The 14532-nt window shown below is 70.3% G+C and carries 13 protein-coding genes and 1 pseudogene; 6 read left to right on the top strand and 8 right to left on the bottom strand.

Annotation, left to right across the window (positions count from 1 at the left end):
• Nucleotides 1-34 precede the first annotated feature (34 nt).
• Nucleotides 35-559, top strand: a pseudogene (locus HUO13_RS38475) (SDR family NAD(P)-dependent oxidoreductase); the annotation flags it as partial.
• 201 nt (nt 560-760) lie between these two features.
• Here HUO13_RS38475 and HUO13_RS35870 read toward each other — a convergent pair.
• Both HUO13_RS35870 and HUO13_RS35875 read right to left on the bottom strand, forming a co-directional pair.
• Entirely contained in the window at nt 761-1864 is a 1104-nt protein-coding gene (locus HUO13_RS35870; protein WP_211899267.1) for an alpha/beta hydrolase family protein, read from the bottom strand.
• 72 nt (nt 1865-1936) lie between these two features.
• Entirely contained in the window at nt 1937-2332 is a 396-nt protein-coding gene (locus HUO13_RS35875) for a sterol carrier family protein (protein ID WP_211899268.1), read from the bottom strand.
• Between the two features lie 105 nt (nt 2333-2437).
• On the opposite strand from HUO13_RS35875, the gene HUO13_RS35880 reads away from it, so the two are divergent.
• Entirely contained in the window at nt 2438-3193 is a 756-nt protein-coding gene (locus HUO13_RS35880) for a class I SAM-dependent methyltransferase (protein ID WP_211899269.1), read from the top strand.
• An 11-nt stretch (nt 3194-3204) separates the two neighbouring features.
• On the opposite strand, the gene HUO13_RS35885 is transcribed toward HUO13_RS35880, so the two are convergent.
• Entirely contained in the window at nt 3205-3405 is a 201-nt protein-coding gene (locus HUO13_RS35885; RefSeq protein ID WP_211899270.1) for a DUF397 domain-containing protein, read from the bottom strand.
• A 14-nt stretch (nt 3406-3419) separates the two neighbouring features.
• Complete coding sequence (locus tag HUO13_RS35890) at nt 3420-4277, bottom strand: DUF5753 domain-containing protein (RefSeq protein ID WP_249124316.1); 858 nt, start codon at nt 4275-4277, stop codon at nt 3420-3422.
• Nucleotides 4278-4385: 108 nt separating this feature from the next.
• Here HUO13_RS35890 and HUO13_RS35895 point away from each other — a divergent pair, with 108 nt between their 5' ends.
• Nucleotides 4386-4592, top strand: a complete 207-nt coding sequence (locus HUO13_RS35895; RefSeq protein ID WP_249124317.1) for a hypothetical protein — start codon at nt 4386-4388, stop codon at nt 4590-4592.
• 44 nt (nt 4593-4636) lie between these two features.
• Here the strand turns inward: HUO13_RS35895 and HUO13_RS35900 are convergent, their stop codons facing one another.
• From HUO13_RS35900 to HUO13_RS35910, 3 genes are all read right to left on the bottom strand, one after another.
• Entirely contained in the window at nt 4637-5440 is an 804-nt protein-coding gene (locus tag HUO13_RS35900; RefSeq protein WP_211899271.1) for a DNA-binding response regulator, read from the bottom strand.
• A gap of 296 nt (nt 5441-5736) precedes the next feature.
• Nucleotides 5737-6912, bottom strand: a complete 1176-nt coding sequence (locus HUO13_RS35905; RefSeq protein WP_211899272.1) for a S8 family peptidase — start codon at nt 6910-6912, stop codon at nt 5737-5739.
• A gap of 249 nt (nt 6913-7161) precedes the next feature.
• Nucleotides 7162-7575 carry a PRC-barrel domain-containing protein gene (locus HUO13_RS35910; RefSeq protein WP_211899273.1) on the bottom strand — a complete coding sequence of 138 codons (414 nt, stop codon included), beginning with the start codon at nt 7573-7575 and terminating at the stop codon, nt 7162-7164.
• Nucleotides 7576-7773: 198 nt separating this feature from the next.
• Between HUO13_RS35910 and HUO13_RS35915 the strand changes: the two genes are divergently transcribed.
• Both HUO13_RS35915 and HUO13_RS35920 read left to right on the top strand, forming a co-directional pair.
• Entirely contained in the window at nt 7774-8358 is a 585-nt protein-coding gene (locus tag HUO13_RS35915; protein ID WP_211899274.1) for a type VII secretion system-associated protein, read from the top strand.
• Between the two features lie 347 nt (nt 8359-8705).
• On the top strand, nt 8706-10862 hold the full coding sequence (locus HUO13_RS35920; protein WP_211899275.1) for a glycoside hydrolase family 15 protein: 2157 nt from the start codon (nt 8706-8708) through the stop codon (nt 10860-10862).
• Nucleotides 10863-11098: 236 nt separating this feature from the next.
• Here HUO13_RS35920 and HUO13_RS35925 read toward each other — a convergent pair whose 3' ends face one another.
• On the bottom strand, nt 11099-13162 hold the full coding sequence (locus HUO13_RS35925; protein WP_249124318.1) for a putative bifunctional diguanylate cyclase/phosphodiesterase: 2064 nt from the start codon (nt 13160-13162) through the stop codon (nt 11099-11101).
• Nucleotides 13163-13820: 658 nt separating this feature from the next.
• Here HUO13_RS35925 and HUO13_RS35930 point away from each other — a divergent pair.
• Nucleotides 13821-14528: a lysozyme gene (locus HUO13_RS35930; protein ID WP_249124319.1), complete on the top strand. Its 708-nt coding sequence runs from the start codon at nt 13821-13823 to the stop codon at nt 14526-14528.
• Nucleotides 14529-14532: the final 4 nt, after the last annotated feature.

Genomic DNA, 14532 nt, shown 5'->3' on the forward strand with positions numbered 1-14532 from the left:
GATGAGGGGTCCCGCCCCTTGGGAACGTCGGCGCATGAGCGATTCGACAGCGCTGGTCACCGGCGCCAACAAGGGTATCGGCAAGGAGATCGCCCGGAAGCTGGCCGAAGCGGGGCTGACGGTGCACGTCGGCTCCCGGGACACCGAGCGCGGCCGCCGGGCCATCGAGGAGATCGGCGGGGGTGCCCGGCTCCTGCACCTGGACGTCACCGACGCCGAAAGCGTCGCGGCCGCCGCTCGGCGGCACGGTGGACGTCCTGGTCAACAACGCGGGCATCTCGGAGACGCTCGCCTCGCCGCCCGAGTCCGACGTCGAGGAGTTCCGGCGGACCTACGAGACCAACGTTTCGGGGTCCTCGCGGTGACCAACGCCTTCCTGCCTGCTCTGCGCCGCTCTGCCTGTCCCCGCATCGTCAACGTCTCCAGCGGCACCGGGTCGCTGACCTGGAGCACCGGCACCAACCCGCAGTTCGCGGCCGGACACGGCGGAGCCTCCGCCTACCGGTCGTCGAAAGCCGCGCTCAACGCCCTCACCATCCACTACGCCCAGACGCTCGCCGACGAAGGCTTCAAGGTCAACGCGCTCGCGACCGGGCTGCGGGCAACGGACCTCAACCCCCGGGCCGCGGCTAGCGGCGGGGACCCGGCGGAGGGGCCGAGGGGGCCGTGCGGCTGGCACTACTGCCGGACGACGGCCCCACCGGCGCGTTCTTCTCGTGGGACGGGACACCGGTGCCGTGGTGAGCGCGGCCCGGTGGCCCTACTTCTCGAAGCGGACCTCCGGGAACCGCGGCGAGGGCCCGTCCAGCAGCGGCCGCTCACGGCCCCGCAGGTGGATGTCCAGGAACGCCGCCACGTACAGGCGGGTGATCCGGGCGGCACGTTCGCCGCGGATGGGCTCGTCCTCGAGTTCCGCGCCCATCTGCTCCCCCAGCAGCGAGTAGTCGGTGAAGGAGGAGTGCGCCGCCCCGGCGACCGAAAGCCACCGCTTCCAGCCGGTCAGGTTCGGCCACGTCCCGTCCCAGGACTCGTCGGCCCCTGGCCTGCCGTGCTGGTCGGACCCGAGCATCATGCACGGCCGGCCGAGATCGGTGTCCAACGCCGGGTGGAAGGTCCCGTCCATGTTGATCCCCGCGCGGACCCGCGGATCGGTGAGCATCACCCGCGCCGCACCGGCCCCACCCATGGAATGGCCGACCATCGCGATGCGGTCAGCGTCGATCTTCCTGCTCCAGAGAGGGTCCTCGCCGGTCAGCCGGTCGAGGACGAACGAGATGTCCGCGGCCCGCGAACCGGCCACCACCTCGCCGTCCGGATCGGCCCCGCACAGCAGGCAGCCGGTGACCCGCCCGTCCGGGAAGGTGATCGCGCTCGCCTCGTAGGTGTGGTCGATCGCGGCCACCGCGTATCCCCGGCTCGCCAGGTCCTCGGCCAGCCCGGTCAGCGACGTGCGCGGGAGCGAGAAGCCGGGCGAGAGCACCACGAGGGGAAACTCGCCGTCGACCGGCCGCACGCCGACGCGGGCGTGCGTGCGCGTGGTGCTCAGGACCTCGCCCGGTACGCCCGTCACCCCGGCCGACTCGAGGATCAGCTCGGACTCGGTCGGCGTCACGTACGCGGCGCGCGGCCCGTGCCGCGACTCGGACGGGTACCAGAGCGAGACCATCAGTTCCCTGCGTTCCTCCGGCACCCATGGGTCCGGGCGCGCGTCGTCGCGCAGGTGCAGGGCGGTCGTCCCGACCGCGTGCGGACCGGAAGGCTCCGGCAGCGCGAGCTTCGCGGTGTCCCGCGCGGCCGCGGCGTTCGGCGTCAGCACCAGCAACGCCACGGAGGCGGCGGCGATAGCACCAAGAGTTCGTCTCATGCCCCAAGATTCGTGCTTGCCCGCACTCCGCCTCGTCCGGAAGGCCCCTGGCTCAGCCCTGATCTACGGGGCTCACGGTCCCTGATCGGCGCTGACCAGGGGAAGCCACTGCGAGACGTCCGCGCGGGAGCCCGATGCGGTGAGCCTGCCGGAGTCGAGCGCTTGCGCCCACGTCAGACGGCCGGTGGCGAGCAGCAGCCAGGTCCGGGCGTCGGTCTCGACGACGTTCGGCGGGGTGCCGCGCGTGTGCTGCGGCCCCTCCACGCACTGGACCGCGGCGAACGGCGGCACCCGCACCTCGACGCTTCGACCGGGCGCGACCTGCTCCAACGTCCGCAGGCTCAACCGGACGGCGGCGGCGAGATCGGTTCGCGGCGGCTTCGGCTCCTCCTCGTCGGCCAGCCACGCGCGCACGGCGATCACGGCAGCGCGGAGTTCCCGGGGATCGACGGCTCGACGCTTGGACATGCCGACGAGCCTATGGCTCAGCGGACCCGCCCGGAGCGCAGCCCGGCGAGTACGGAGCGAACAAGCATTAGCCGCCGTAAAGCGTGTGACATTAAGGTGCGCGAGATGACGGATCAGTACGACGTTCTTGGCGAGACCTACGAACAGGTCAAGCGGATTCCGATCGGATCGGCCGAGGTCGCCACGCTGATGGCGGCCGTGCCGCCGCTCTCCGGGAAGTCGGTGCTGGACGTCGGATGCGGCACGGGCTTCTACCCGCGCCTGTTCCGCCGCGCCGGCGCGGAGGTGCTGGGTGTGGACTCGGCGGAGGAGATGATCGCGCACGCCCGACGCGTCGAGAGCGCCGAACCGCTCGGCGTGCGGTACGACCACATCGACGCCTCGGAACTGCCGGTGCTCGGAACGTTCGACGTGGTCACCGCGATATGGCTGGTCGGCTACGCCCCCGGGGCGGCCGCGCTGGAGCACATGCTGTCGTGTCTCGCCGCCAACGTTCGGCCCGGCGGCGACCTGGTCCTGCTGTACCCCAACCCGTATGCGGACTGGGACGGACTCGCCAACTACTCCCGCTATGGGCTGACCTGCACGCCCCTCGGGGAAGCGGACGGCCGGATCCGCACCACGGTGCGGGTGGAGGTCGAGCCACCGTTCGAGTTCGAGTCCTTCTACTGGCCACCGGGCGTTGTCGAGTCCTCGCTGGAGCGCGTGGGATTCACCAACCTGCACCGCCAGAGGACCGTCGTCCCCCCGGCAGAGCTGGAAGCGCGTGGGCCGGAGTTCTGGGAAGGACTGCTCGCCAACCCGACCTTCACGGTCCTGCGCGCACAGCTCACGGGCAGCGCGGCTCGAGGAGCTGGTTGAGCCGGACTTCGTCAGCCGATCTGCTCGGAGCGCAGCCCGCCGACGAAGCGGCGGAACGCGGCGGGGGAAACGGCGAGGATGTCGCCGTCGGGGTCTTTGGAGTCCCGGATCCCGACGACGGAGCCCGAGCGGGCGATCTCCACGCAGTTGAAGTTGTCCCCGCTGCGGCTCGACTTCCGCCATAAGGCTCCGGGCAGATCAGTGGCCTTCACGGGGCACCTCCGAGCTACGTGGTCTCGGCCATCACCGACTTGATCAGAGCGACGGATTCCTGCTCGTCGAGCATGTCGGCCTGGACGCTGTTCACCATCAGGTTATATCCACGCACGGCGTCTCTGTCGTACACGTATTCGGAGCCGTACAACGATTCCAGGTACACGACCTCTCTGCCACTGGGCAGGCTGAGCAGGTTGAAGTCGCCGAACATGGCTGCCCGGATACCACGTGCGGTGGGCAGGACGTTGATCGTCAAGTTCGGGAGTTCTCCCAGGTAGATCAGCCTTTCCAACTGATCGCGCATCACAGTGGCGTCCCCTGCGACCCGCCGGAGCACGGACTCCTCGATCACGGCGTGGACCTTCAACGGCTCATCTTCGAAAAGTCGTCGTTGCCGTTCCATCCGCAACTCCACGACCATGTCCTGCCGGTCGAGCGAAACACGGTGGCTCAGTGCCGTCACCGCCATCGCGTACCCCTCGGTCTGGAAAAGTGCCGGTATGCCCATCGGGTCGTAGCGGAACTCGCGGTCGGCCATGCCCTCCAGGCCGAGGAAGATGCCGAAGTCGTCGGAGACGACCTTGCGCCACGGTTCCCACCAGGCCGGGCCGTCGTCCTGGCTGGCGATGGCGACCACGCGGTCCACTTCGGACTGCGGGACACCGTAGTGCCTCAGCAGAACGGCGACCTCGTCCGGCTTCTGCCGGTACCGGCCGCTTTCCATGTGCGCGATCTTGCTCTGGTTCGTGCGGATCTCCTTGCCCGCCGCTGCCGCCGAGATGCGCGCCCGGCTTCGGAAGTGCCTCAACTCGATGCCCACCAGCCAGCGCAGCGCCGCCGGATCTGTTCGTGCCGCCATGCCGATCATTCTTCCGAGCCGCGATCACGGAGTCACCACTCTATCGAGTCATAGCGCGGCTAAAGGTTTAGCCGCTAGCGTCTCGATCATGGTTTCCGAGCGGAAGGAGCAAGGGCGTTGAGCGGGTTGGAAATGGGCGCGTGGGCGATGATCGACCGCTGCCCGATCGACTACAACGTGTGCAAGGACGTGATCGAGCTGCGGGTGGGCGCCGGCGGTGACGTGCTGGAGCTGACCGCGACCGAGTCGGGGCTGGCGAACCTGGTCGCGAAGGCCACCGAGGCGCTGGGCGCGTTCCGGGCGGCGCAAGTCGCGGATGTGTGAGACGTCCGGCGTGTGGGGCGGGCTCCACCCCATAGGTTCCCGGGCTACAGCCAGCCGAGCTTGACGGCCTGCATCCCGGCCTGGAAGCGGGTCTCCACGCCGAGCCTGGCGATCAGTTCCCGGACGCGCCGGTGGGCGGTGCGGGCGCTGAAGCCCATGAGCCTGCCGATGGTGTCGTCGGTGGCCCCGGAGGCGAGCAGCGAAAGGATCCAGCGCTCCTCCTCCGACGGCTGGTTGTCGCCGATCATCGGGTCCTGGTCGGGGCTGAACGGCGCGGCGAACCGCCAGAGATCCTCGAAGATGCGGGCCAGCGCCGCCAGCATCGCCGAGCTGCGGATCACCACCGCGCTCTCCACCGACGTCTCGCTCGCGGTCAGCGGCAGCAGCGCGATCTCGTTGTCGACCACGATGAGCTTGGTCGGCGCGACGTGGATCACCCGCGCCTGCTCGCCCAGCGCGACCAGCTTCGAGGTGATCTCCAGCTGCGGCGGGCGGGCCAGCGCCGAACGGTCGTAGAGCACCTGGAACTCCACGCCCTCGGCGAGCTTGCGCGACTCCAGCGAGTCGAGCGGCCCGGTGGTGATGTAGGGCGGCTTGGCCACGCCCTGCACCAGGTGGTTGGCGTTGCGCTGCAGCTCGTAGGCCGCCCAGCCGACGCGCTTGGCGCCGCTGACCACCTGGAGCACGCCCCCGCTGCCGGACTGGGCCTTGGCGGCCTTGGCGACGGACGCGACCGCTTCCCTGGCCTCGACCTGGGCCTGCACCGCTCGTTCGGTCACCGACGAGTCGCGGGTCTCCCGACCGTCAGCCTGCGTGCGCTCCAGCGCTTCGGTGTATCCGGGTAGCACGGAACACCCCTCCTCGATGTGCCCAGGCAGCACTGCTTCGGATCAGTACCGCAACGGGCACCGAACACCCCCTCGATCAGAAACGTAACCACCGCGGACGCACGCCAGGAACCGACTTTAGAAGGATTTAGTCGAACAACCTTCGGATTAGCTCCGTTCAGCGTAGTCCCGCGTTCCCCCTCGCGGTCCACGGCAGCGCCCTGAACTGCGGGAATAATGGGAAGACAGCGGGCCCTCCCCCGTGTCGGGGAAGGGCCCGCTGTTGTCACCGCTGTCTACCGCGGTTCACCGCCGCGTCACAGCTCGCCGATCTGCAGCAGGTCGGCGATGGTGTCCTGCGGCGCGTTCTTGACCACGCCCTTGGCCGCCTGGCCCTGCAGACCCGTGATGACGTCCGCCGGCTTGGCGTCGGGGTTGGCCTGCAGGAACAGCGCACCGACGCCGGCCATGTGCGGGCTGGCCATCGAGGTGCCGCTCATGGTCTCGGTGCCGCCACCGGGAACGGTGGAGACGATGTCCACGCCGGGCGCGTAGCCCTCGACGACCTTGCCGAAGTTGGTGAAGTCGGCGGAGGCGTCGTCCTGGCCCGAAGCGGCCGTGGTGAACACACCCTCGGCGCTGGCGGGCGAGACGTTGGCGGCGTCCTGGCTTTCGTTACCGGCGGCCACCGCGAGGAAGACGCCGTCGTTGACCAGGTTGGTCGCGGCCTCGTCCAGCGCCGGGTCCTTGCTGCCGCCCAGCGACATGTTCGCCACCGACGGGCCGTTGGAGTTCTGGGCGACCCAGTCCATGCCCTTGATGATCTGCTCGGTGGTGCCGCTGCCCTGGTCGTCGAGCACCTTCACGCCGACCAGCTTCGCGCCCTTGGCCACGCCGTAGGTGTCGCTGCCGATCGTGCCCGCGACGTGGGTGCCGTGGCCGTGGCCGTCCTGGCCGTTGCCGCCGGTGGCGTCGAAGCCGACCGAGGCGCGGCCGCCGAAGTCGGGGTGCGACGGGTCGATGCCGGTGTCGAGGATGAAGGCGGTCACGCCCTCACCGGTGCCCTTCGGCTCGTACTTGTCGTCCAGCGGCAGCTCGGGCTGGTCGATGCGGTCGATACCCCAGGAACCGATCGCCGGTGCCTTGGTCTGCGGCTGCACCTGGATGCGGAAGCTCTGCGAAACGTTCTGGACCTTGCCGCTCTCGCGGACCTTCTGCAGCTGCTCCTTGCTGAGCTTGGCGGAGAAGCCGTTGATGGTCTTGGTGTAGACGCTCCTGGCCTGCACGCCCAGCTCGTGGTCGACACCCTGCGGGGCGATGCCGTCCTTGAGGTTGACGATGTAGGTGTCGGCGTCGGCACCCGCGGCGGCCGCGTGCGGGTGCTCGGTCAGCGGGGCGAGCTCCGGCTGCGGAGCCGCGCCCGCCGGGGCGGCGGCGAACACCAGCGCCGCCGCCGCGACGCTGGCTCCGGTGCCGTACAGCAGCTTCTTCATGTGGTCCCCTCCAATAAGTGGCGTTCGGGTGGGGCCGAACGCGACTCGGCGGTGTTTCGGAACGGAACGTAACCACGGGCATCCACGATCGGGCCGCGTTGGCGAGTAGTCGCCACCAGGTCGTTCCGGGGGATGAAACCTTTCCCAGCTGCGGGTTTCTTACTGGGAACCGGAGGGGAAACGCGCTCGTCCACGCCGCCTCGGGGCGGAGTGGATCACAGTTTTGCCGCCGCGCGCCGGGCGGTCCCGTCAGCTCGCCGCGACCCAGCGGCGCAGCCGCAGCCGGACGGCTTCCACGTACTCAGCGGATACGTCGGGTTCCTCATCGGGTGATTCCGGGGTCACTCCATAGGTGACGCCGTAGTAGAGGTAGAGCGCCTGCTCCTGCTCCGGCGGCAGGTCGCCCTCGTCGAGCGAGACCCGCGGCGCCTGCCGGACGGCGTCCTTGGTGACGGCCACGGTCAGCGTGTCGCCGTCGAAGGCCGCGGCCTCCAGCGGCACGAAGCTCTCGTTGGTGCCGAACAGTCCAGTTTGCACGGTTATCCAGGCGGGCTGTTCGGTGATGTCGTCCAGGAAGAGCTGGCCGACGATGCCGATCCGCTGGCCGTCCGGGTCGAAGACCTCGCAGCCGAACAACCGCAACGCCTCACGCTGCCCGATCATCCTCGCCCACCTCCCCGACCCCGGCGCCCGCCGCACCCCTGCCAGTCTGCTACCTCCGCGGTCCGGGCGGCACCTCGAAAGGGATGACTTCCAACCGGGTCCGTCCACTCGGCACAGTCCAGGTGGCTACTGGCACCCTCGACGGGTACAACGCAGGGCGACGCCCGACGACCAGCACACCCCGAGGACGGAGTTCCGATGTCCCAGCAGCCCGAGCGCCCGGCGCCGCCGCCGATCACCGACCAGATGCGCGAGGAGGCCAGGCAGACCCCCGGCACCTGGCTCTACATCGTCGATCCCGGCTACCAGGAGTCCGGTGACCAGGTGCCGCCGGAGGGGGTCATCGGCGCATACCGCATCGACGACGACGGCGAGATCGACGAGGACTTCCAGTTCAACGACGAGTACGTGCCGTCGGAGATGGCGGTCTCGCTGCCGGAGCCGACCAATGAGCTGGAGCAGGTGCTGCACCGGATCGCCACCGGACAGGCGCCGGAGAGCGACCTGCCGCCCGCGGTCCTCGACGCCGAGATCCTGCTCTACGCCGAGGAGGGCGAGGACGACGCGATCTTCGCCGCCGAGATGGACGACGGCTCGCAGCTCGTCCCCGCGTGCACCTCGGAGTCGCGGGTCCCGCGGAGCTGGCCCGGCTTCCGCCGGGTGCCCGGGGCGGACCTGCCGGAGGTGCTGAGCGGGCTGGACCTGGGGCTCAACGTCGACGACGCGATCCGCGCGATCATCCCGCACAGCGTGCTCGTGCAGGCGGCCTCGGAACGGGGATGACCCCGGGCGCCCGGGTCCGCGGGGCTGGCGGACCCGGGCGCCGAGGACGCGCGGGCGAACGCGGTCCTCGCACGGACGAACTCCGCGGGTAGGGGCGAACTCCGTGGACTCGGGCGGGGGGTGCGGGGCGACGCCGGCGGTGCACGGATCGACGCCGGCGGTGCACGGATCGACGCCGGCGGTGCGCGGGTGGACGGCGTCGGCGTGCGTGCATAGCCTCGGCGGCGGACGATCGCGGCGTGGTTCGCTCCGGGTGGGCTCGGCGACCGCGGCTCCCGCACCGCTCGGCGCGCCGCGATGTCGTCGACGCTCGTGGCAGGGCCGACGGCCAGGACGGGGGATCACCGATGACGGACGCTCCCGGCGGACGGGGCACTCAGGACACCGGCCGGACCGGAGACCGAGCTGATCCGGCCGAACCCGATGCCGGACCGGACGAGCACGGACCGGACCTGGGGGAACTCGGGGCCGACCTCGCCGAGCCCGCTGCGGACCAGGGCGTGGCGGGTACCGAGCACGGCGAGCAGGCCGCTGATCCCGGTGGCCCGAGTGCCCCGGACGGCGCTGACGGCGGCGCGATCACCACCGACGGGTCGCCGTCAGCCGATGCGAATCCCGGCGGTCTGGACACCGACCGCGGTGGCCCGGGGCTGATCGAGGACTACGCGCTCCTGTCCGACCTGCGGACCGCCGCCCTGGTCGGCAAGGACGGCTCGGTCGACTGGCTGTGCCTGCCCCGCTTCGACTGGCCGTCGTGCTTCGCCCGGCTGCTGGGCGCCGACCACGACGGTCACTGGCAGATCGCCCCCGTCGCGCCGGTGCGCCGCGTCGAACGCAGGTACCGGGAGAACTCCCTGGTGCTGGAGACCGACTTCCACACCGACGACGGGGTCGTGCGGGTCGTCGACAGCATGCCGCCGCACGAGAAGAACCACGACGACCAGCCCTGCCTGGTGCGGATGGTGGAATGCCTCTCCGGCGAGGTCGCGGTCCGGATGCGCTGGGTCGTGCGCTTCGCCTACGGCGACACGACGCCGTGGGTGCGGCGGGTCCGGGAAACCGACCCGGTGCTCGACGAGTACATCCTCGCCGTCGCCGGTCCGCACACGGTGGTGCTGCGCGGCGACGACCTGCCCAGGCCGGTGCCGCACAAGCGCGCGCACGAGGCGGTCTGCACCGTGCGCGCCGGCGAGCGGGTGTCGTGGGTGATGCAGTGGTCCCCAGACCCGGACGAGCTGCCGGCGCCGATGGACCCCGAGCAGGAAGTCCGCGACAGCGAGGACTTCTGGCGGACGTGGACCCGCAAGATCGTCTACGACGGTCCGCACCAGGACGCGGTGTACCGGTCGCTGGCCACGCTCAAGGCGCTGACCTACGCGCCGACCGGCGGGATCGTCGCCGCCCCGACCGCGTCGCTGCCGGAGGCGCTGGGTGGCGACCGCAACTGGGACTACCGCTACTGCTGGCTGCGCGACGCGACGTTCGTGCTGCTGGCGCTGGACAACTTCGGCTGCCAGCTGGAAGCCGAGTCGTGGCGGCGCTGGCTCGTGCGAGCGACCGCGGGCGACCCCCGCGAGCTGCAGATCATGTACGGCGTCAACGGCGAGCGGCACCTGCTGGAGTGGGAGGCGGACTGGCTGCCCGGCTACCAGGGCGCCGCGCCGGTGCGGCTCGGCAACGCCGCGCACCGGCAGCGCCAGCTCGACGTCTACGGCGAGGTGATGGACGCGCTGCACCTGGCAAGGGAGCGCGGCCTGACCGAGACGCCGGAATCGTGGGCGGTGCAGCGCGGCATGATGCGCCACCTCGAGCACATCTGGCGTGAGCCCGACCGCGGGCTGTGGGAGGTGCGCGGTCCGGAGCGGTACTTCACGCACTCGCAGGTGATGGTGTGGGTGGCCTTCGACCGCGCGGTGCGCGCCATCGAGGAGGACGGGCTGCCGGGCCCGCTGTACCGCTGGCGCGGCATCCGCGACACCGTTCGCGCGGAGGTTCTGGAGCACGGCTTCAACGACGAGGTCGGCGCGTTCACGCAGTACTACGGCGGCCGGACGCTGGACGCGGCGACGCTGCTGCTGCCCGCCGTCGGGTTCCTGACCGCCGACGACGAGCGGATGCGCAGCACGGTGCGCGCGATCCAGCGCGAGTTGCAGCCCGACGGACTGCTCGTCGAGCGCTACAACACCTCCGACGACACCAGCACAGCCGGGGTCGACGGGCTGACCGGCCGCGAGGGCGCGTTCCTGGCGTGCTCGTTCTGGCTGGTGGACGCGCTGGCGCTGGGCGGAAGGCGGGACGAGGCCGAGGAGATGTTCTCCCGGCTGGTCGCGCTGGCCAACGACGTCGGGCTCTACGCCGAGGAGTACGACGTGCCCAGCGGGCGGTTCGTCGGCAACTTCCCGCAGGCGTTCAGCCACGTCGCGCTGGTCAACTCGGCGGCGGTGCTCTACGGCGGGCACGGACGGCACGAAGCCAGCAGGCGCAACGGCCGCGGCGACCGCTAGGGCGCGCGGCTGGTCGCCGGCGGCGGAGCGCGTGCGGTCAAATTCGGACGTGCGCCGCGGGTGCCGTCCGGTCACCGAAGTGCGCCGCGGTTGGGCGGAAACCTGCCGGGTTCGCAACTCGGAGGACCCCGGTCATCGCCCGAACGACCGACTAGCGCGAACGGGTGATCGGCGCTCGATCGAGGGACATCCGAAAGTGATCGCTGATTTCACCCGATCAGTGGGAGGACGGGTGCTCATGCCAAGTGGTCGGCGATGATCGCGTTGATCCGCTCGGGCGAGCAGGGACGCGCGAAGAAGTAGCCCTGCCCCGTCTCGCACCCGATGTCGGCCACCCGGCGGGCCTGCGCGTGGGTCTCCACGCCCTCCGCGGTGACCGTCAGCCCCAGCGCGTGCGCGAGGTCGACGAGGGTGCCGACGATGCGCGCGTCGACCGGGTCGGCGCGCTCCGCGTCGCGAAGGCCCTCCATGAACGACCCGGCGATCTTCAGCTCGTGCACCGGCAGGTGCCGCAGGTAGGCCAGGTTCGAGTAGCCGGTGCCGAAGTCGTCGATGGCGATGCGCACACCCATCCTGGACAGCGCGCGCAGCGCGTCCAGCGGCTCGTCGGCGGTGCCCATGATCGCGCTCTCGGTCAGCTCGAGCTGCAGCCTCGACGGTTCCAGCCCGGTCTCCCGCAGGATCGCGGCGACGTCGTCCACCAGCTTCGGGTCGCGGGACTGGCGGACCGCGAGGTTGACGCTGACGAACGGCGCCGCGTCGCCGAACTCGTCCTGCCACTGCCGCGCCTGCCGGCACGCCTGCCGCAGCACCCAGCGTCCCAGCGGCACGATCAGGCCGGTCTCCTCGGCGAGCCCGATGAACCGGTCCGGGCCGAGCCGTCCCAGCTCCGGGTGCCACCAGCGGACCAGCGCCTCCACGCCCACGACGCCGAAGTCGCGCAGGCCGATCAGCGGCTGGTACTCGACGTAGAACTCCTCGTTGTCCAGCGCCGCGGGCATCTTCGCCGACAGCCGGAACTGGGCGACCTCGGTGGCGTTGCGGTCCGGGTCGAACAGCGCCCACTGCCCCTTGCCCTCGGCCTTCGCCCAGTACAGCGTCACGTCGGCGTCGCGCATCAGCTCCGCCGCGGTCTGGCCGCGCACCGGGCGCTCGACGATGCCGATGCTGGCCGAGACCGACAGCTCGTGGCCGCCGATGCGGATCGGCTCGACCAGCGCGTCCAGCACCCGGTCGGCGACCTCGACGGCCTGCTCGGTGCCCGGGGAGTCCTGGACGAGGATCACGAACTCGTCGCCGCCCATCCGCGCGACCAGCCGGTTCTCGCCGCGCGCGCTGAGCGCCAGCCGCTCCGACACCGCGACCAGCAGGTCGTCGCCGACGTGGTGGCCGAGGCTGTCGTTGATCACCTTGAAGCCGTCGAGGTCCATGTAGCACAGCGCCACCCGCTCGCCCGGACCGTGGTTCTCCAGCGCCACGCCGAGCTTCTCCAGGAACAGCGCCCGGTTCGGCAGCCCGGTCAGCGGGTCGTGCATGGCCTGGTGGCGCAGCCGTTCCTGGAGCAGCCTGCGGTCGGTGACGTCCTCGATCATCGCGACCTGGTACAGCGGCAGACCGTCCTCGCCGCGCACCAGCGAGACGATCATCTCGGTCCACACCGTGCCGCCGTCCGGCCTGCTGAACTTCTTCTCCACGCGGTACTGGTCGCGCTCGCCGCGCACCATCTCCTCGTAGAGGCGCCAGATCCCGGCGTTGTCGGCCGGGTGGATCCAGTCGTTGACCATCGAGCCGCGCAGCTTCTCGGCCGGGCGGCCCAGGATCCGCCGCAGCGAAGCGTTGACCTCGAGGATCCGGCCGCTCATGTCGGCGATGCCGATGCCGATCGCGGCCTCGGTGAAGATGGCGCGGAAGCGCGCCTCGCTGGTGCGCAGCGCCTGTTCGACGGAGTCGCGGGCGTCGAGCACCGCCTGCCGGATGGCCTCCTGCTCGTCGAGGGTGCGCTTGCGCACGGCCTGGACGAACCCGGAGCAGACCGCGCCCTGCAGCGCCGCGATGCGGCAGTCCCAGTCCGGTCCGGGGCCGAGCTTGAGCGTGCGCAGCAGGTTCGCGCCGATCAGGTCGACGGTCCTGGCCAGGGACTCGGCGCTGGTGAAGTGCACGCCGACCAGGTCGACCCCGACGTCGCGGGCCGGTGCGGCGTCGAAGGGATCGCTGAGCAGCGCGTCGACCAGCCGGTCGGTGTAGCCGCACAGGCGGCCTTCCACTTCGGCGCTGGTCATCGGCACGTAGCTGGTTCCCATCAGTGCCTGTGCCCATGCCGACGCGTAACGCCGCCTGTCCGCCCGGCTCACGACCCCAGCCGCCTCGCGAGCGCCGGGCACAGGCGCTGTCCAGCCGGTCATGCCTGCGACGCCCTCCAGTCGTCGTAGTCGCCTAGGCCATCTCGTCCGGAGCATACGGTCGCGACTACCCGGTGGTCGAACATCCGCCCACCGCACCCAGAGTAGCGATGAACGCCGGGTGAGCAGGACAGATGATGTCGGCGGAGCGGGTTTCCGCGGCGGCGCGCAACCCGTGGTCGGTGACGGACCGTGTGCGGTCCGCGCTGTGTTCGACGCTCATCCCGGGCGCCGGGTTGTGCAGGTCATCGAAATCCCACCTTTACCAGCAGGACCTTCCGCGGAATGTCCGGATTGGGCCGATACGGTGAGAAAATAACACGAGATCTACCTATTAAGAAAAAAGCTGCCCACACTTTCAGGTGAGACGCCGCCCGGCCCCTCCCCCGGGGGTAGCTGCGGCGATGATCCTCCGAGAGGGACGGCGATGAACCATCCGAGTGGACGTGGTCGCAGGCGACGGTGGATCTCCTTACTATCGGTTGCCTGTGCGAGCGCTCTGCTGTTCAGCGCCCCCGCGCAAGCGACCGCAACTCCCCCTCCAGGAACGGAGCGGCCGATGAGCAACCAGGCAGACGACGCCGACATGGGCTCACAGATCCGCAAGCACGAAGGCGGAGACCCCGAGGCGGCACCGCAGGACGTCGACGCGCAGGCGACCGTGGCGGGCATCGACGTCAGCGGCCACCAGAAGAACGTCGACTGGCAGTACTGGTGGAACCAGGGCAAGCGCTTCGCCTACGTCAAGGCGACCGAGGGAACGGGTTACAAGAACCCGTACTTCGCCCAGCAGTACAACGGCTCCTACAACATCGGCATGATCCGCGGCGCGTACCACTTCGCGCTGCCGGACCGATCCAGCGGCGCGGCCCAGGCCAACTACTTCGTCGACAACGGCGGCGGCTGGTCGAAGGACGGCAAGACGCTTCCGGGTGCGCTGGACATGGAGTACAACCCCTACGGCGGCACCTGCTACGGCAAGACGCCGGCGCAGATGACCGCGTGGATCAAGGACTTCAGCGACACCTACCACGCCCGCACCGGGCGCTGGCCCGTCATCTACACCAGCACCAGCTGGTGGAGCTCGTGCGTCAACGGCGACTTCAGCTCGACCAACCCGCTGTGGGTCGCCCGGTACGCAAGCTCGGTGGGCAAGCTGCCGTACAACTGGGGATTCCACACCATCTGGCAGTACAGCTCGTCCCCGATCGACCAGAACTCCTTCAACGGCGGCTACGACCGCCTGCAGGCACTGGCCAACGGCTGACCGC

Origin of the sequence: Saccharopolyspora erythraea (assembly GCF_018141105.1) — a bacterium.
Taxonomy (GTDB): Bacteria; Actinomycetota; Actinomycetes; order Mycobacteriales; family Pseudonocardiaceae; genus Saccharopolyspora_D; species Saccharopolyspora_D erythraea_A.